Raw genomic sequence first — 16,373 nt, forward strand, 5'->3', positions numbered from 1 at the left:
CTCTATTCAGCCGCGTTTCCCAGTGCGTTGACGTGGAAGTCCTCGCGATAGGGCCGGGCGGTGACCGGTAGCTCGCGCTTCAGGAAATAGTCCTCGTATCGGAGTTGGCGCTTCAGCGCCGGCCAGGCCTCCCGGTAGGCCTGCCAGATCGAACTGTTCGGCACTGGCAGGTCGTGCCTGATCTTCTCGTGCAGTTCGGGAAGCCGGTGATAGGGCACCATCGGGAACATGTGGTGCTCCACGTGGTAGTTCATGTTCCAGTAGATGAACCGCGAGATCGGGTTCATGTAGACCGTGCGCGAATTGAGCCGATGGTCGAGCACGTTGTCGGCGAGGCCAGCGTGCTGCAGGAGCCCGGTCATGACGTGATGCCAGGCGCCGTAGAGCCGGGGCAGGCCGATGACCATCAGCGGCAGGATCGACCCCGTCGCCAGTGCCAGTGCGATCGTCGCCGCATAAATTGCGGTCCAGATCCGTGCGATGCGGATCACCTTCGGTTTCTCGCTGTCGGGAATGAACGTCGCCTCCTCGGCGTCGAGCCTGCCGGAGGCATTGACGAGCATGCGGACCCAACCCTGGAACGCGTCCACGATGCCGAAGACGTTGAGCAGGATGCGCAAGAGTGCCGGCGGCCGCATCGCGACGATCTCCGGATCGCGCCCGACGATGATGGTGTCGGTGTGGTGGCGGGCGTGGCTCCAGCGCCAGGTTACCGGGTTGCGGATCATGCAGAAGCTGGCGATCTGGTAGACCCAATCGTTGTATTTTTGCGTGCGGAACGGCGTGCCATGGCCGCATTCATGCCAGCGGCTGTCCATCGCCGAGCCGTAGAGAACGCCATAGGCGAGCCAGTAGGGTGCCGACCAGAGGCTCGGCCAAAGAACGATGCCGAGGCCGGCGAAGACGACCATCAGGCCGAAGAGGAGCAGCGTATCGCGGATGGCCGGCTCGTCCGTCCGCTTCATCAGGCCCTTCATTTCAAGGCGGGGAATATCGCTGTGGTACCACTCGGCCGCCGAAAGCCCGGTCTCGACGGCCCGGGCGCCATCTGGTCCGAGCAGCGAATAGTCGCGTTTCGCCATGTCAGAAATCCTCCCGCTCATATGCCGCCGCCCGGCCGGTCGATCTGAACGGAAGGTAAAGTGCAGCGGCACTGATCACCTATAGTGAGCCTTGCATTTTCTCTCAATTTCAATCAGTTTCTGATAGTCAATGTGATGGAAAGCGATCAGGACTGGAGAGCGAAATGGCCAAGCGCCCGACGATTTCGGACCTTGCCGAGGCTGCGGGCGTCGGTGTCGCGACCGTCGATCGTGTCCTGAACGGGCGCGCGAGGGTGCGTGAGGAAACGGCGCGGCGCGTCTTCGAGGCCGCGCGCTCGATCGGCTATCATGGCGCTGGGCTCATCGGCCAGCGTATCGCCGCCGACCTGCCGGCGTTTACGATCGGCTACGTGCTTCACAAGGAAAAGCAGGCCTTCTATCAGGCGTTCCGGGCAGAGGCCGAAAAGGCGGCCGAACGCGCCTCCGGCATGCGTGTGCGGGTCCTGTTCGAGTTTTCGCCGTCCCAGGCGCCGTCGGATTTCGTTGCCAGTCTGGAGCGCATGGCCGAGCGCGCGGATGTCGTTGCCGCGACGGCGATCACCCATGTCGATGTCGCCGACTGCGCCGAACGGATTCAGGCGCGCGGCGTGCCGTGTTTCGCGCTTCTCAATGACTTCGCGCAAGGGATCCGTCAGGGATATCTCGGCCTCAACAACCTGAAGGTCGGGCGGATCGCCGGCCACATGCTGGCGACCGCCATCAAGAAACCCGGCAAGATCGGCGTCTTTGTCGGCGGCTATCGCTGGCATGGCCACGAACTTCGCGAAACCGGGCTCAAAAGCTATTTTCGCGAGAACGCCCAGCAGTTCACGATCCTCGATGCGCTGGTCAATCTGGAAACGCGGCAACTCACCTACGAGGCGACCCTCGATCTCCTCGACCGCAATCCCGACCTTGCCGGCATCTATTGCGCCGGCGGCGGCATGGAAGGGGCCATCACGGCGCTACGCGAGGTGCGCCAACCCGGCGAAGTGGCCCTGGTCGTCAACGAACTGACGCCCGAAAGCCGCCGCGCCCTGATCGATCGCTACGTGACGATGGTGATCTCCACGCCGCTGGAGAAGCTCTGCACCGATCTCGTCAGCCTCGCCGCCGCCGCCCTGTTCGATGAAACGAAGCCGCCGCCCGGGCAGCACTTTCTCCAGCCGAACCTATATCTGCCCGAATCCGTCTGACGACGGGACGAGGGTGGTGAGGGCGAAAGCTATCAGGAATGATAGAAACGCATCTTCCGTGATTGACGGAGATGGTGAAATTCGGAGACTTTCTGGCGAACCCGAGCAATATAAACGAGCCGGGAAAGGGAACGCCAGATGCCGTCATTCGCTCTCAACCATATGACCGTCGCCCGTGCGGGTTATCGCGATCTGCTTGATATCGCGGCCCGGCTTGGCTGCGTCGGCATCGAGGTCCGCAACGATCTGCCGGGCGAACTCTTTGACGGGATCGATCCGGCCGAGGCCGGGCGCATGGCGCGTGACAAGGGCCTGCGCATCCTCGCCGTCGCGGAGGTCAAGCGCTTCAACGACTGGAGCGATGAGAAGGCCGCCGAAGCCGCGGCTCTGATCGCCATCGCGAAGGCCGCTGGCGCCGAGGCGGTCAGCCTCATTCCGCGCAACGATGGACTGGGGCTGGGCAACGGCGAGCGCCAGGCCAATCTGCGCCTTGCCCTGCGCGAACTGAAGCCGATGCTGGAAGAGGCCGGGCTCATTGGCCTTGTCGAGCCGCTGGGTTTCGAGATCTGCGCCCTGCGCCACAAGAGCGAGGCCGTCGATGTGATCGAGGCGCTCGGCGGAGCCGGAACCTTCAAGCTCGTCCACGACACTTTCCATCATTATCTCGCTGGCGGCGGCCCGCTCTTTCCCGAGCATACCGGCATCGTTCACGTGTCCGGTGTCGTCGACCAGACGCTCGCGATCAGCGAAATGGGCGACGAGCATCGCATCCTCGTCGACGAACGCGATCGTCTTGGCAACGTGGCGCAGATCGATGCGCTCACCGAGGCGGGCTATCGCGGGCCGGTGTCCTTGGAGGCGTTTGCCAGTGAAGTGCACGACCTTGCCGACCCTGTCGGCGCCCTTGAGACCAGCATGAATTTCATACGCGCACGCCAGCGGGCAGCAGCTGCCTGAACTGTCGGCGTTCATCGCCCGAAAAGGGCCTCCGGCAACGTGAAAAAGGTGCGCCGGACACCGGATAAGGGGAGGAAACCAATGAAAAAAGTCCTGATTGCGGCGAGCCTTGTCTCGCTGATGTCGACGAGTGCCATGGCCGAAAACATCGGCGTTTCGATGGCGCTCTTCGACGACAACTTCCTGACGGTCCTGCGCAACGGCATGATCGCGCAGGCCAAGGGCATGGAAGGCGTCGACCTGCAGGTCGAGGACGCGCAGAACGACGTCGCCAAGCAGCTTGACCAGATCAAGAATTTCGTCGCCTCCGGCGTCGACGCGATCATCGTGAACCCGGTCGACACCTCGGCAACCGAGGCGATGTCCGCAGCCGCGAGTGCTGCCGGCGTGCCGCTGGTCTATGTCAATCGCGAGCCGGTGAACGTGGACTCGCTGCCGGACAACCAGGCCTTCGTCGCCTCCGACGAGCGCGACTCCGGCACACTGGAGACCATGGCGGTCTGCGATCTCTTCGCCAAGGAGGGCAAGAACCCGGCGCGCGTCTACGTGATGATGGGCGAACTCTCCAACCAGGCGGCGGTGCAGCGCACGCAGGACATCCACGACGTGATGGAGGGCGGCAAGTGCGCCGTGAAGCTTGAGATCATCGACCAGCAGACCGCCAACTGGAGCCGTGACGAGGCTCAGGACCTGATGACCAACTGGCTGTCGACCGGCGAACGTTTCGACGGCGTCATCTCCAACAATGACGAGATGGCCATCGGTGCGATTCAGGCCATGAAGGCGTCCGGACTGTCGATGAAGGACGTGGTCGTGGGCGGCGTCGATGCCACGCAGGACGCGCTGGCGGCCATGGGCGCCGGTGACCTCGACGTCACCGTCTTCCAGGACGCGGCCGGGCAGGGCGCCGGGGCGCTTGACGCGGCCTTGAAGCTCGCCAAGGGCGAAAGCGTCGACAAGAAGGTCTATATTCCGTTCCAACTCGTCACGCCGGAAAACATGGAAAAATACACCTCGAAGAACTGATCGTCCGGTCCGTTCGAGACAGATGGCAACCCCGCGCGTTCGGGGTTGCCGCTCCCGGGCGCCAAATGGTGGACGAGGCACCAGGCGTCTGGTGGAGGGGAGAAAGTTTCATGGCTGACACGACCCATGGCATTGGAGGGCTGACCTTTGATGCCAAGAAGAGAAATTGGCCGAACGAGGCCAACATCTTCATCGCGCTCCTGCTCATCATCGGCGTTTTCGAACTGCTCGGTCATTTCCTCATGGGCCAGAGCTTCCTGTTCGACACGAGGGGCCGCTTCGGCTCGATCTTCAATGAAGCGCGCCTGGAGATCATCATCCTCCAGGTTTCAATCGTCGGCATCATTGCCATCGGCGTCACGCAGGTGATCATCTCCAGCGGGATCGACCTGTCATCGGGCTCGGTCGTCGGCGCCACCGCGATGATCGCCATGAGCTTCGCCCAGGTCGCCGAGGTCAACGGCAACCCCAATCCGACGACGGCGCTCGGTAGTTGGGCACAGGATCTGCCGGTTCTCGTGCCGGTCGCGATCGGCCTGCTTTGCGGCCTGCTCGCGGGCTTCGTCAACGGCGTGCTCATCGCCTACACCGGCATTCCGCCCTTCATCGCGACGCTTGGCATGATGGTGACCGCGCGGGGCGTCTCCAAGTGGTGGACCGCGGGCAAGCCGATCTCTTTCCCGACCGACTCCTACAAGGAGATCGGCAGCGGACTGATGCCCGTCGTGATCTTCGTCGGCGTGGCCATCCTCTTCCACCTCCTGCTGAAATACACGCTCTACGGCAAGCACACCTACGCCATCGGCTCCAACGAGAGCGCGGCGCGGATGTCCGGCATCAACGTCGCCCGCCACAAGGTGCTGATCTACACGATCGCCGGCGTGCTTTCCGGCCTTGCCGCCATTGTCCTGTCGTCGAAGAACCTGACCGCTCAGGCCGGCATGGGCGTGATGTACGAGTTGGACGCCATCGCCATGGCGGTCATTGGCGGGGTCTCGCTGTCCGGCGGACGCGGCTCCGTCGTCGGCACCGTTCTTGGCGCGCTGATCTTCGGCGTCATCATCTCCGGCTTCACGTTCCTGCGGCTCGACGCCTATTACCAGGAGATGGTCAAGGGGGCGATCATCGTCGCCGCGGTGGTTCTCGACCGGTGGCGCCATTATCTGGCGGCCCTGCGCTGAGGGAGGAAAAGATGGACAACGACATCGTTCTGAAAACCCAGGGCCTCACCAAGCACTATGGCGGCGTTCACGCGCTTCAGGATGCTGATTTCGAGATCCGCCGCGGCGAACACGTCGCCATCATGGGCGACAACGGCGCCGGCAAGTCGACCTTCGTGCGCCAGATCACCGCCGTCGAGCAGAGAACGCGCGGCACGGTCTGGTTCGATGGCCGCGAGGTGGAATTCGACGGCCCCCTCGAAGCGCGCGAGGCAGGCATCGAGACGGTGTTCCAGAATCTGGCGCTCGCTGACGATCTGAACGTGCCCGACAACCTTTTCCTCGGGCGGGAAAAGATCAAGTTCAACCTCGGGCCCTTTTCCATTCTCGACTACAAAGCCATGCGCGAGGCGACGCTGCGGGGGCTGGAAAAGACCGCGGTCAAGATCCCCAACATCAGCCAGCCGATCCGCAACATGTCCGGCGGGCAGCGCCAATGCGTGGCCATCGCGCGCACTGCGACCTTCCATTCCAAGCTGACCATCATGGACGAACCGACCGCTGCACTGGGCGTGCAGGAGACGGCGCAGGTGGAGAACATTGTCCGCACACTGAAGGCATCGGGCGAGTCCCTCATCCTGATCAGCCACAACATGCGTCAGGTGATGGATCTGTGCGACCGCATCGTCGTTTTCCGCCGGGGCCGTGTCGTGGCCAATCTCCGCAAGGAGGAAACCGACGGCCAGGACGTCGTGGCCTACATCACCGGCGCCAAGACACAGTCCCAATACGACGTCGAGGCCGCTTGACGAAATCGCGCCGGTGCTGTTTGGGGACCCGTATCTGATTGCCAGCCTGGGCATCCACGCCCACGGCTGACGACAATCGAAAAAGAGGAAGAAATGACTGTCAAATTCGGTGTTCTCGGTGCCGGCCGCATCGGGCAGGTCCATGCGCGTGCGGTCTCCAGCGTCGATGGCGCAAAGCTCGTCGCCATCGCCGACCCCGTGGATGCTGCCGCGATATCCGTCCAGTCGGCCTATGGCTGCGACATCCGCACCATCGACGAGATCGCGGCTTCGGACGATATCGACGCCGTCGTCATCTGCACGCCGACCGACACCCATGCCGATCTCATCGAGCAGTTCGCGAAAGCCGGCAAGGCCGTCTTCTGCGAAAAGCCGGTGGATCTCTCGATCGACCGCGTCAAGGCGTGCCTGAAGACCGTCGAGGCCGCGAAGGGCACGCTCATGGTCGGCTTCCAGCGCCGCTTCGATCCGGATTTCAGGGCGCTGAAGGCGGAGATCGACAAGGGTATCATCGGCAAGGTCGAGATGGTCACGCTGACCTCGCGCGATCCCGGCGCGCCACCGATCGACTATATCAAGCGGTCCGGCGGCATCTTCCGCGACATGACGATCCATGATTTCGACGTTGCGCGCTGGATGCTGGGCGAGGAGGTCGAGACGGTCATGGCGGCCGCGTCCAACCTCGTCGATCCGGAAATCGGCAAGGCGGGCGACTACGACAGCGTCAACGTCATCCTGACGACGGCGTCCGGGCGCCAGTGCACGATCACCAACTCGCGGCGCGCGACCTACGGCTATGACCAGCGCATCGAGGTTCACGGCTCCAAGGGCTCGGTCGCGGCGGAGAACCATCGCAAGGCGAACATCATTGTCGCCAACGAAAACGGCTATACGCGTCCGCCGCTCCTCGACTTCTTCATGACGCGCTACATCGCCGCCTATGCCGCCGAGATCGCGTCCTTTGTCGCCGCCCTGCAAAACGGCACGACGCCCGAGACGTCGGGCCTCGATGGCCTGAGGTCGCTCATTCTGGCTGATGCGGCTCTGGCGTCGGCCACGGAGGGCCGGGTGGTCAAGGTGTCCGAATTCGAGTGAGGCGGCCGGAAAAGACCGGGCAGGGGGGCGTTGCGCGCCCCTGCCCACGGCCCTCGCTCACGGGCGTTCGGGAACGGGCACGTTGAACCCGTTGAGGGTGACGGAGACGAGCGCGTAGAGCCCGACCAGGTAGATGAGCTCGTTCGCGCCATGCTGGCCGAAACTCTTCACCGCCAGGTCGTAGGTCGGGCGCGGCAGGATGCCGCCGCGAAGAAGCGCCTGGGTGACGTCAAAGGCGACCTCTTCGGCCGCCTCGAGACCCGCCGGCTTCACGCCGGCCGAGAGTGCCGACAGCCGTTCGGCGCTCACGCCCTCTTTTTCCGCGATGGCGGCATGGGCGTAGATCTCGTAGGCCGCGTTGAAATGCGCGCCCGTGACGAGAATGGCGATCTGCCGCACGTTGTCCGGCAGCTTCGCGTCCATGGACATCGCCTTGGTGAGATCCCAGATCGCCTTGCCGATTTGCGGCTCGTGAAGCCACGGGTTCCATGGCCCCATCAGCGCGCCGCTGGCGTGGATGGCCTCGAAGGCGTTGAACTTCTGGCCGATGCCCTGCCGCATGTCCTCGTAGAGGGGCTTCTGGGCTTCGCTGAGATCGGCGGGTTCGATCAGGGGCAGTCGCATGGGAATTCCTCATGGTCCGGATTGCGTGACGACACGGGACATGGGGAGGCGGTGCGATGCGTCCAACGGAAGATGCACCATATCTTGGTATGGGGTCGCTGGCCCGGACGAAGCGGGCTGCCGCAGATCGCCGGGTCTACCGTCATACCTATGTATGACCGCCGGCGATGCACCGCATGCGACAATTGGGCCTGTGACCCGTAGCCGACTTTATTTTTTCAGCGGCGCAAAGCTCCCGGAAAGCGGCGGTCATGGCGAGTGCGCGAACGTTTTTTGGTCAAGTTGATTGTTATTCAGGCAAGTCAATAGGGTGCTTTTCGGGCCAAAGGCGGTTGACCATCAATGTCTTGGATGGAATAAAGGACTCACGAGTGAGTGAGCATCGCAAGGATGCTCAGGGTCAGCGAATTTCGAAATCTTCGACTGATCTGCCGAAATGCGCTGAATCGTCACGATAAACGTCGTGTTGACGGATTAAGACGCGCGAATCCCGCCAAGCGCCTGAGTCTCAAGGGCGTCAATTGTTCCATGATCGCTTCGGCGCGTGGAGAGTCATGCTTGGCGTTCGGCGCCGGCTGGGACGACAGCTCTCGAGCACAAGACAGGGCACGGATCTTTTGACTGAACTTGCACAGGACACGACCGGGCTTCTGCCCAACCAGGACTCGCAGCTTTCCGCGGTATCGGACGATGCCAGACACGTGCTTCACCCTTGGGCCGACCTGTCGTCGCTCGGAACTCATGAATCCCTGATCATCAGCGAGGCCAAGGGCGTCCACGTTGTCGACGGCAACGGCAAGACCTACATTGATTCCATTGGCGGAATGTGGTGCGTCACGCTGGGGTTCGGTCGTGAGGAACTCGTCGAGGCGATCGCCGACCAGGCGCGGCGCATGGCCTACTACACGCCCTTCGGCGATGTATCGAGCGAGCCGGCCGCCAAGCTTGCGGCCATGCTGTCCGAACGCTCTCCGGGCGATCTCAACCGTGTTCAGTTCGCGACGGGCGGATCGACGGCCGCGGAGTCGGCGGTGCGCATCGCGCACTATTATCAGAAATCCCAGGGGCGTCCGGACAAGATCCACATCCTCTCGCGCCGCAACGCCTATCACGGCGGCACCTATCTCGCCGCCTCGCTGTCGGGCAAGCTCGCCGACCGCACGCTCTTTCACTACGAGACCGACATCGTCCATCACATGAAGAGCCCGGGTTTCGACCCGGACATTTCCGACGTTTCGGCGGAGGCCTTTCTCGCCGACCTGATCGACGACATGGAGCGAACGATCGCCGAGGTTGGTGCCGACCGGATCGCCTGTTTCATCGCCGAACCGATCATGGCCTCCGGCGGCGTTCTCGTTCCGCCGCCCGGCTATCAGAAGGCGACGCTCGACCTCTGCCGCAAGCACGACATCCTCTATATCTCCGACGAGGTCGTGACCGGCTTCGGGCGTCTCGGCCATTTCTTCGCGTCCGAGACACGCTTCGATATCGTCCCCGACATGATCGTGACCGCCAAGGGGCTGACATCGGGCTACCAGCCGCTCGGCGCCGTGTTGATCTCCGATCGCATCGCGGCGGCCATGAGCGAGGCCGCGCCCAAGGACAAGCCGGTCTTTTCCAACGGCTTCACCTATTCGGGCCATCCCGTCGCCTGCGCGGCCGCCATCGCCAACATCGAGATCATGGAACGCGAGGATATCTGCGGCCATGTCCGCAAGGTCGGCCCGTATTTCATCGACAAGCTGAAGGCGCTGCGCAGTTCGCCCATCGTCTACGCCGTGCGCGGCGACCATCTGATGGCCTGCGTCGAATGTACGGTCGGCATGGAAACCGGCCCGACGGCCCGCAACATGGCGCTGGCCCAGCGGGTCGACCGCTATTGCGAGGAGGCGGGGCTTCTGGTCCGGCCTTACGAAAATCTGTGCATTCTTTCGCCGCCGCTGATCGTGACGGAGCGTCACATCGACTCCATCGTGGCGATCCTTGGCGCGTCGATCGAGCGCGCCGGGAAGGATCTGCGGGCAGGGGAAATCTGACGCGGATTTTCGAATGCCGCACCCCGGCATGATGGTCGGGGCGGGAGGTCTGCAGGCAGGGGCCTCGCCCGGAAATGAGTTGAGAGCACGTTGAGCGCGACCGGTCGGACTCACCGTGCTTTGGGACGGCATGGCCCCTTCTGTGCGTGCCTTTCCGCCCATGCATGCGACAGCCGTTCGCATGCCAGCCGAAGAAGCGTCGGCACAAGGCGCCCGAGCAATCTTGATAACGCGACCAACCGAGGCGCGGACCATGACGGTTCGCGTCGACTGACAGGAGTGATCAGACATGGAAAACACTTCCCTCGTCGTCGACTGCCGTGGCCTTTCAGCCGCCTTGTCGGTTCTCAGAGTCAAGCAGGCGATGAGCTGCTACGAGGAGGCAGACAGCGCCTTCGGTGTCGTCATTGACCCCGACCTGCATACGAGTGTTTCAGACGCGCTGGGGCCGGACGGCAGCAATGTCCGGTTCATGATGGACGAGCAGGATGTCGCTCTTTCCCAGCTGCGAGAAATGCCGGCGCGCGTCGGGACGTCCGATGATTGAGGAAAGCGGTTCAACTCCGGGCGGCATTGCGGAAACCTCTCCGCCGAGCCGCCCGACCGGGCAGGGCGATATAGCCTCCAGGAAAAAGACATCAGGCGACGCATGGTGGCGCCGGTCCGATCTCCGTTACGAGGCGGATCGTCTTCATCTGGGTGCAACGGACCTCGATGCGCTCGCCGCCGGCCTTGGAACGCCGGCCTATGTCTGCCTCGCCCCCCGTGTGGCGGACAATATCCGGCGCATTCATGCCGCGCTCGACGGCGCCGGGCTGGATCACCGCGTCTACTACGCCATCAAGGCCAATCGCTCGCCGGCACTGCTGTCCTATCTGCGAACGACGGGGCTCTGCGGCGCCGATGTCTGTTCGCCGGGCGAGATGCTGCGCGCCATTTCCTGCGGGTTTCGGCAGGAGGATATCTCGTTCACCGGCACGTCGCTGAGCAAGTCCGACATCGAGACGATCGCCCGCTTTCCGGACGTCAACGTCAATCTCGATTCGCTGGCAAGCCTTGATCGTCTCGGCAAGGCGTGCCCAGGACGCGAGGTCGGCATTCGCATCAATCCCGACGTCGGCATCGGCTATCAGGGCAACGACATGCTGCTCTACAGCGGGCCGGGTGCGACCAAGTTCGGCATCTACCGTGACCGGCTGAACGAGGCGATCGAGATCGCCAGGGCACATTCTCTCAAGATCGTGCGCATCCATTTCCATGCCGGATGCGGCTATCTCGACCGGGAACTGGAGCAGTTGGCCGAGGTCCTGAACGCGGCGCAGACCTTCATCGACGCTCTGCCCGACCTTCGGGAGGTCAATATGGGTGGAGGGCTCGGCGTGCCGCACCGGTCGACGGACCGCTCGCTTGACCTTGACCGCTGGGCCGGCGTGATCGCGAAGGCCTTCAAGGGCCGGAACCTTCGCGTCGCCGTGGAGCCGGGCGATTTCATCGTCAAGGACGCCGGAGCGCTGCTTGCCACGGTCACCTATGTCGAACAGCGCAAGGATGTCGTGTTCGTCGGCGTCGATGCGGGGTTCAACCTCGCCATGGAGCCGGCCTTCTACGGATTGCCCTGCGAGCCCGTGCCCCTGGTGCGCCGGAACCGCGGGGTCGGTTGTTACACGATCGTCGGCAACGTCAACGAGGCGCTCGACAAGTGGGTCGAGGACCACACGATGCCCGCGCTTCAGGAAGGCGACCGCCTCGCGCTGATCAATGCTGGCGGCTACGCGGCATCGATGCGCTCCGATCACTGCCTGCGTTCCGACGTGCAGGAAGTCCTTCTGATCGATTGAGATTTTTGGGCGTGCCTGGGGCTGCCGGGCCGCGCCCGCGCGCCAGGTTACACCGCATACGGAGAACAAGAATGAAGCCAGCGCACTCCTTGCCGGCGGCAGGCCATGGCGACACCAACGTCGCGGCGTCCGAGATACCGAGCTTCGCCTTCGACCCGGCGGATCCGTGGACGTCGACCTTTCAGCTCGGGCTGAAGAGGGCGGGCCTGCGTGGCAAGACAGTCTACGAGGTTGGCCTTGGAACCGGGACCAACGTCGCCTTCATGCTGGGCGAGTGTGGGGCGGAAAAGGTCATCGGCAGCGACCTCGACCCGCGTCTTGCGTCCGTTGCCCGGCAACTCGTGAATGACACGGTCCCCGAGTTCGGCGACCGGTTCCTGGCAATCGAGGGCTCCGTCAGTCTGGTGGATTCCGACGAGGCGCGGGCGGCGGTGGCCGGCGCGGATGTGGTGGTCGGATGCCTTCCGCAGGTCGCCGACCCCAACGACAAGGGCTTTATCGCCTTCCGCGACGACCATCAGGAGCCCGGCAGCGAAGCCGCGGTGGAACGGACGGACGATCACATCGCCCACTACTATCCTTGGATCGATTTCAACCAGTATCCGTTCAACGCCGTGGGGCTCGGCCTCAACGAGGCTCTGCTGTGGCAGTTGAAGGCATACGCTCCGAAGGCCGAGATCATTCTCAATTTCGGCAGCCGGATCGGCAACCGGGTGCTGTTCCAGTTTTTCCGGGCGAATGGTTACGAGCCGGAGAAGCTGGCCTCGAGGATCGTTCGCCAGAGCGACCGGACGGACATCTCCTTCTTCGTCGTTCTGGAAAAGGCGCTGCAGGGCACCAAGCAGGAAGAGGAATTCGTTTGCGAATTCTATGCCGACGGGAAGGGCGAGCAGCACCTATCCGCCTGTGCTGCGCAGGCGCTTCTGGATGAGAACCCCGATACGCCCCTCTTCCACGAAGTCTGCGTGATCCGGGGACGGCCGACCGGGGCGTGAGAAACGCCTCAAACCCAGGTTGCGCGATGGACCCTGTCGCAATTGTCCGGCAACTGCCTTGCCGCGAACTCATGGGACGCCTTATCTGATCGTCAGGTCGGCTTGTTGTTGTCTGGGAACGACCCTTGGACGCCGGCAGGCCGACGTGACGGCGCTGGTCCGTCTCATGCGGTCACGAAGGAAGCAGGGTTCGACATGGTGCGTCTCAACGAAATTCGCGACGGCGAGGTTGCCGTCGAGCCGCCGGAAGCCACGGATGCCGGGCTGGTCTTCATCGGACGGATTTCGACGCCGTGGACGTCACGGCTCGAATGTCCCCGTCAGGGCCGGCAGGACGGCCCGCTCTGCACCATCGAGGTGTTCGAACCCTGGGTGGCCGCGCTCGATGGCATTTCGAAATACGAGACGCTGGAAGTGCTCTACTGGCTGCACGAATCCCGCCGCGACCTCGTGCGGCAAAGCCCGGCGAACGACAGGACGGTTCGCGGAACCTTCGCTCTCAGAACGCCGGTGCGTCCCAATCCCATCGGCACATCGATCGCGCGTCTGGTGAGCGTCGAGGGCAATATTCTGACCGTGCAGGGGCTCGACTGCCTCGACGGCACGCCGCTGCTGGATATCAAGCCGGATCGGTCGATCTTCGTGCCCATCGCTCTGCCGCAGTCCGGCGATTTTGATACCGCCTGAGACGCCGAAGGTAAGTCAGCCGGGCCTTTCGCGCAGCGCCAATGGCGTCGGCGTTCCTCATGCTCAACGACTATTCGCGGCCACCCGCATCTCCAGCCCGGCCCGGCTACCGGTGAAGGTATCGCGCTCGCCGTGGTCAGCGCCGTGCTGTCGACTTTGATCGCCGCCATTTCGGCGACGGAAAAGGCGCGATGTCCGCCGCACCCCCTCTTTTTTCGACGATCTTTGATCGAGATCGCTGTCGATCTGCTGCTCTTTGTTAAGACAGGCTGATCAGGCGGGTGGATCGAAGCCGGAGAGATGCGCGACATGACCGAGGCGGCAGTATCTGACAGTCCCATTCAGGGTCTTTCGGCGGATGAGGCCCGGGCGCGGCTTGCCGCCGAAGGTTACAACGAACTGCCAAGCACGGCCTCGCGCTCGCCGCTGCGGATCGTCTTCGAAGTCCTGAAGGAGCCGATGCTCCTGCTGCTTCTCGGCGCCGGATTGATCTACCTCGTCCTCGGCGATCTCAAGGAGGCGCTGATCCTTCTCGCCTTTGCCGGGCTTTCGATCGTCATCACCGTTGTCCAGGAGGCGAGAACGGAACGCGTCCTCGAAGCGCTGCGCGATCTGACCAGTCCGAGGGCGACGGTGATCCGGGACGGAGACAGGATTGTCATCGCCGGGCGCGAGGTTGTCCGGGGTGATCTCGTCGTGCTCTCCGAAGGCGACCGTGTCCCCGCCGATTGCCGTCTCGTCGAGGCACAGAACCTGGAAGCGGACGAGTCGCTTCTGACGGGCGAATCCGTGCCGGTCCGCAAGGCTTTGAAGAACGACGGAGATCTACCGCCCCTGCAGCCGGGAGGTGACGATCTTCCCTTTGCCTTTTCCGGCTCGATGATCGTGCGGGGGACGGGGCTTGCGGAAGTCGTCGCGACAGGGGTTCAAAGCCAGATCGGCAGGATCGGCCAGCGGCTCAGCGCGCTCGACACCGAGCCGCCGCGTCTGAAGCTGGAGACGGCGCGTCTGGTCGGGCTCTCTGCCGTCGGCGCCGCCCTGATCAGCCTCGCCACCGTCCTGATGTACGGCATCCTGCGCGGCGGATGGCTCGATGCGCTGCTGGCGGGCATCGCTATCGGCATGTCCATGCTGCCGGAGGAGTTCCCGATGGTGCTCGCCGTCTTCATGGCGATGGGCGCCTGGCGGATCTCGAGGGCCGGCGTCCTGACGCGCCGCGCCGCCTCGATCGAAACCCTCGGCGCCGCCACGGTTCTGTGCACCGACAAGACCGGCACGCTGACGGAAAACCGGATGACCGTCGCCGAGGTCAGGCTCGCGTCGGGCGAGGTCCATGCGCCGGCCCGGGCAGGGGAAGGGGCCATCCCGGCGGCTGGTTTTGCGGACCTGGCCGAGGTCGCGGCCATGGCCAGCACGCCAGAGCCGTTCGATCCGATGGAAAAGGCCCTTCACGCCTTCGCCGGCGATTTTGCCTACGCTGGCGTGGCGCCGCGCGGCGGGCAGCCGGCCCGAAACTATGCGCTGAGCCAGGATCTGCTGGCGATGACGATGGTCTGGCCGGCCGGGGATGGAACGTTCATCGCTGCCGCGAAGGGCGCGCCGGAGGCCATCGCGGGGCTCTGCCGTCTCGATGAAACAGCCATGGCGGCGATGCGGCAATCCATTGCTGCGATGGCGGAAAAGGGCCTGCGCGTTCTCGGCGTCGCCCGGGCCGTTGTCCCGCATGAAGACCTTCCCGAGACGCAGGACGCCTTCGACTTTGAGTTTCTCGGCCTCGTCGGATTGTCGGATCCCTTGCGCGCCCATGTGCCCGCCGCCATCGCCGAATGCCGGGCGGCAGGCATCCGCGTCGTGATGATCACGGGGGATTATCCCGTCACCGCCCGCGCCATCGCCGAAGAGGCCGGACTGCTGATCGACGGCGTCCTGACCGGCGAGGACATCGCCAGGGTCTCCGACGAGGAACTGCGGGCGTTGGCGCGAACGGCCAGCGTCTTTGCCCGGATCATGCCGGAGCAGAAACTGAGGATCGTCCAGGCGCTGAAGGCCGACGGCGAGATCGTCGCGATGACCGGCGATGGCGTCAACGATGCCCCGTCGCTGAAGGCCGCCCATATCGGCGTCGCGATGGGGGCGAGGGGCACGGACGTGGCCCGCGAGGCATCCGCGATCGTTCTCCTGAACGATGATTTCGGATCGATCGTCGCCGCCGTGCGGCTGGGGCGCCGGATCTACGACAACATCCGCAAGGCCATGGGCTTCATCGTCGCCGTTCACGTGCCGATTGCGGGCCTTGCGCTGCTGCCGCTGCTGACGGGCTCGCCCATCATCTTCTGGCCGATCCATATCGCCTTCATCGAGATGATCATCGATCCCGTCTGTTCCCTGGTCTTCGAGGCGGAGGTCGAGGAGCACGATGTCATGAAGCGCCCGCCGCGCCGCCCGGACGCGTCGCTGTTTTCCTGGCAACTGATCGGCTGGAGCCTGCTTCAGGGCGGCGTTGCTTTCGCTGTCGTCGCGGCCATCTACATCGGCTCGCTGGAGATGGGCATGCAGGCCGAACAGGCCCGCGCGCTGACCTTCTTCTCGCTCGTCCTCGCCATCGTCAGCCTCATCCTCGTCAATCGCTCCTTCAGCACGTCGATGGCGCGCGCGATCCTGCGCCCGAATGCAGCCTTGGCCGCCGTCATCCTCGTGGTTGCCCTGATGCTCGGGGTGTCCCTGTTCTGGCCCGTGGCAAGCTCCATTTTCCGCTTCGGTCCCGTGCCCGCGGCTGACCTTGCGCTCTCCGTCGCTGTCTCTGCCGGTCTTCTGCTGGCGCTCGAATTGATCAAGTCGCTCCTGCGGCCGTATCTGAAATTCTGACGA

14 protein-coding genes are annotated in these 16,373 nt (G+C 63.8%); 12 read left to right on the forward strand and 2 right to left on the reverse strand.

Translation table 11 applies throughout. The features are described 5' to 3' along the window. Positions 1-2: 2 nt before the first annotated feature. Entirely contained in the window at positions 3-1,082 is a 1,080-nt protein-coding gene (locus tag HDIA_RS07105) for a fatty acid desaturase family protein (protein ID WP_245884191.1), read from the reverse strand. Positions 1,083-1,246: 164 nt separating this feature from the next. Here HDIA_RS07105 and HDIA_RS07110 point away from each other — a divergent pair, with 164 nt between their 5' ends. The 6 genes from HDIA_RS07110 (at position 1,247) to iolG (ending at position 7,325) form a co-directional block, all read left to right on the forward strand. Beyond that, positions 1,247-2,278 carry a LacI family DNA-binding transcriptional regulator gene (locus HDIA_RS07110; RefSeq protein ID WP_099555534.1) on the forward strand — a complete coding sequence of 344 codons (1,032 nt, stop codon included), beginning with the start codon at positions 1,247-1,249 and terminating at the stop codon, positions 2,276-2,278. Between the two features lie 138 nt (positions 2,279-2,416). Beyond that, a complete protein-coding gene (locus HDIA_RS07115; protein WP_099555535.1) occupies positions 2,417-3,235 on the forward strand; it encodes a TIM barrel protein in 819 nt (272 codons plus the stop codon). An 81-nt stretch (positions 3,236-3,316) separates the two neighbouring features. Next, positions 3,317-4,261, forward strand: a complete 945-nt coding sequence (locus HDIA_RS07120) for a sugar ABC transporter substrate-binding protein (protein WP_099555536.1) — start codon at positions 3,317-3,319, stop codon at positions 4,259-4,261. 110 nt (positions 4,262-4,371) lie between these two features. Continuing rightward, a complete protein-coding gene (locus HDIA_RS07125; protein ID WP_099555537.1) occupies positions 4,372-5,442 on the forward strand; it encodes an ABC transporter permease in 1,071 nt (356 codons plus the stop codon). Positions 5,443-5,453: 11 nt separating this feature from the next. Next, positions 5,454-6,230: an ATP-binding cassette domain-containing protein gene (locus HDIA_RS07130; protein ID WP_099555538.1), complete on the forward strand. Its 777-nt coding sequence runs from the start codon at positions 5,454-5,456 to the stop codon at positions 6,228-6,230. A 93-nt stretch (positions 6,231-6,323) separates the two neighbouring features. Then, a complete protein-coding gene (gene iolG / locus HDIA_RS07135) occupies positions 6,324-7,325 on the forward strand; it encodes an inositol 2-dehydrogenase (protein WP_099555539.1) in 1,002 nt (333 codons plus the stop codon). 57 nt (positions 7,326-7,382) lie between these two features. Here iolG and HDIA_RS07140 read toward each other — a convergent pair whose 3' ends face one another. After that, positions 7,383-7,949, reverse strand: a complete 567-nt coding sequence (locus tag HDIA_RS07140; RefSeq protein WP_099555540.1) for a carboxymuconolactone decarboxylase family protein — start codon at positions 7,947-7,949, stop codon at positions 7,383-7,385. Positions 7,950-8,566: 617 nt separating this feature from the next. Between HDIA_RS07140 and HDIA_RS07145 the strand changes: the two genes are divergently transcribed. The 6 genes from HDIA_RS07145 to HDIA_RS07170 all read left to right on the forward strand — a co-directional run bounded on the left by HDIA_RS07145 (position 8,567) and on the right by HDIA_RS07170 (position 16,370). Then, positions 8,567-9,985: an aminotransferase gene (locus HDIA_RS07145; protein ID WP_197708108.1), complete on the forward strand. Its 1,419-nt coding sequence runs from the start codon at positions 8,567-8,569 to the stop codon at positions 9,983-9,985. 289 nt (positions 9,986-10,274) lie between these two features. Then, a complete protein-coding gene (locus HDIA_RS07150; protein ID WP_099555542.1) occupies positions 10,275-10,532 on the forward strand; it encodes a sulfurtransferase TusA family protein in 258 nt (85 codons plus the stop codon). Then, entirely contained in the window at positions 10,525-11,823 is a 1,299-nt protein-coding gene (locus HDIA_RS07155) for a diaminopimelate decarboxylase (protein WP_197708109.1), read from the forward strand. The genes HDIA_RS07150 and HDIA_RS07155 overlap by 8 nt, the downstream gene beginning before the upstream one ends. A gap of 71 nt (positions 11,824-11,894) precedes the next feature. Next, positions 11,895-12,818, forward strand: a complete 924-nt coding sequence (locus tag HDIA_RS07160) for a s-adenosyl-l-methionine--l-methionine S-methyltransferase (protein ID WP_099555544.1) — start codon at positions 11,895-11,897, stop codon at positions 12,816-12,818. A gap of 195 nt (positions 12,819-13,013) precedes the next feature. Next, positions 13,014-13,505 carry a tRNA (N6-threonylcarbamoyladenosine(37)-N6)-methyltransferase TrmO gene (gene tsaA / locus HDIA_RS07165; RefSeq protein WP_099555545.1) on the forward strand — a complete coding sequence of 164 codons (492 nt, stop codon included), beginning with the start codon at positions 13,014-13,016 and terminating at the stop codon, positions 13,503-13,505. A 309-nt stretch (positions 13,506-13,814) separates the two neighbouring features. Continuing rightward, the gene (locus HDIA_RS07170; RefSeq protein WP_099558757.1) at positions 13,815-16,370 is read left to right on the forward strand and encodes a cation-translocating P-type ATPase; all 2,556 of its coding nucleotides are present in this window, start codon (positions 13,815-13,817) and stop codon (positions 16,368-16,370) included. Positions 16,371-16,373 lie beyond the last annotated feature (3 nt).

Origin of the sequence: Hartmannibacter diazotrophicus, assembly GCF_900231165.1 — a bacterium.
Taxonomy (GTDB): domain Bacteria; phylum Pseudomonadota; class Alphaproteobacteria; order Rhizobiales; family Pleomorphomonadaceae; genus Hartmannibacter; species Hartmannibacter diazotrophicus.

What these genes read in the sequence shown, in the direction of transcription:
- HDIA_RS07120 (WP_099555536.1), top strand. Translation starts at nt 3,317, where the DNA reads ATGAAAAAAGTCCTGATTGCGGCGAGCCTTGTCTCGCTGATGTCGACG.
- HDIA_RS07155 (WP_197708109.1), top strand. Translation starts at nt 10,525, where the DNA reads ATGATTGAGGAAAGCGGTTCAACTCCGGGCGGCATTGCGGAAACCTCT.
- iolG (WP_099555539.1), top strand. Translation starts at nt 6,324, where the DNA reads ATGACTGTCAAATTCGGTGTTCTCGGTGCCGGCCGCATCGGGCAGGTC.
- HDIA_RS07110 (WP_099555534.1), top strand. Translation starts at nt 1,247, where the DNA reads ATGGCCAAGCGCCCGACGATTTCGGACCTTGCCGAGGCTGCGGGCGTC.
- HDIA_RS07140 (WP_099555540.1), bottom strand. Translation starts at nt 7,949, where the DNA reads ATGCGACTGCCCCTGATCGAACCCGCCGATCTCAGCGAAGCCCAGAAG.
- HDIA_RS07105 (WP_245884191.1), bottom strand. Translation starts at nt 1,082, where the DNA reads ATGGCGAAACGCGACTATTCGCTGCTCGGACCAGATGGCGCCCGGGCC.
- tsaA (WP_099555545.1), top strand. Translation starts at nt 13,014, where the DNA reads ATGGTGCGTCTCAACGAAATTCGCGACGGCGAGGTTGCCGTCGAGCCG.
- HDIA_RS07160 (WP_099555544.1), top strand. Translation starts at nt 11,895, where the DNA reads ATGAAGCCAGCGCACTCCTTGCCGGCGGCAGGCCATGGCGACACCAAC.
- HDIA_RS07125 (WP_099555537.1), top strand. Translation starts at nt 4,372, where the DNA reads ATGGCTGACACGACCCATGGCATTGGAGGGCTGACCTTTGATGCCAAG.
- HDIA_RS07150 (WP_099555542.1), top strand. Translation starts at nt 10,275, where the DNA reads ATGGAAAACACTTCCCTCGTCGTCGACTGCCGTGGCCTTTCAGCCGCC.
- HDIA_RS07170 (WP_099558757.1), top strand. Translation starts at nt 13,815, where the DNA reads ATGACCGAGGCGGCAGTATCTGACAGTCCCATTCAGGGTCTTTCGGCG.
- HDIA_RS07130 (WP_099555538.1), top strand. Translation starts at nt 5,454, where the DNA reads ATGGACAACGACATCGTTCTGAAAACCCAGGGCCTCACCAAGCACTAT.
- HDIA_RS07115 (WP_099555535.1), top strand. Translation starts at nt 2,417, where the DNA reads ATGCCGTCATTCGCTCTCAACCATATGACCGTCGCCCGTGCGGGTTAT.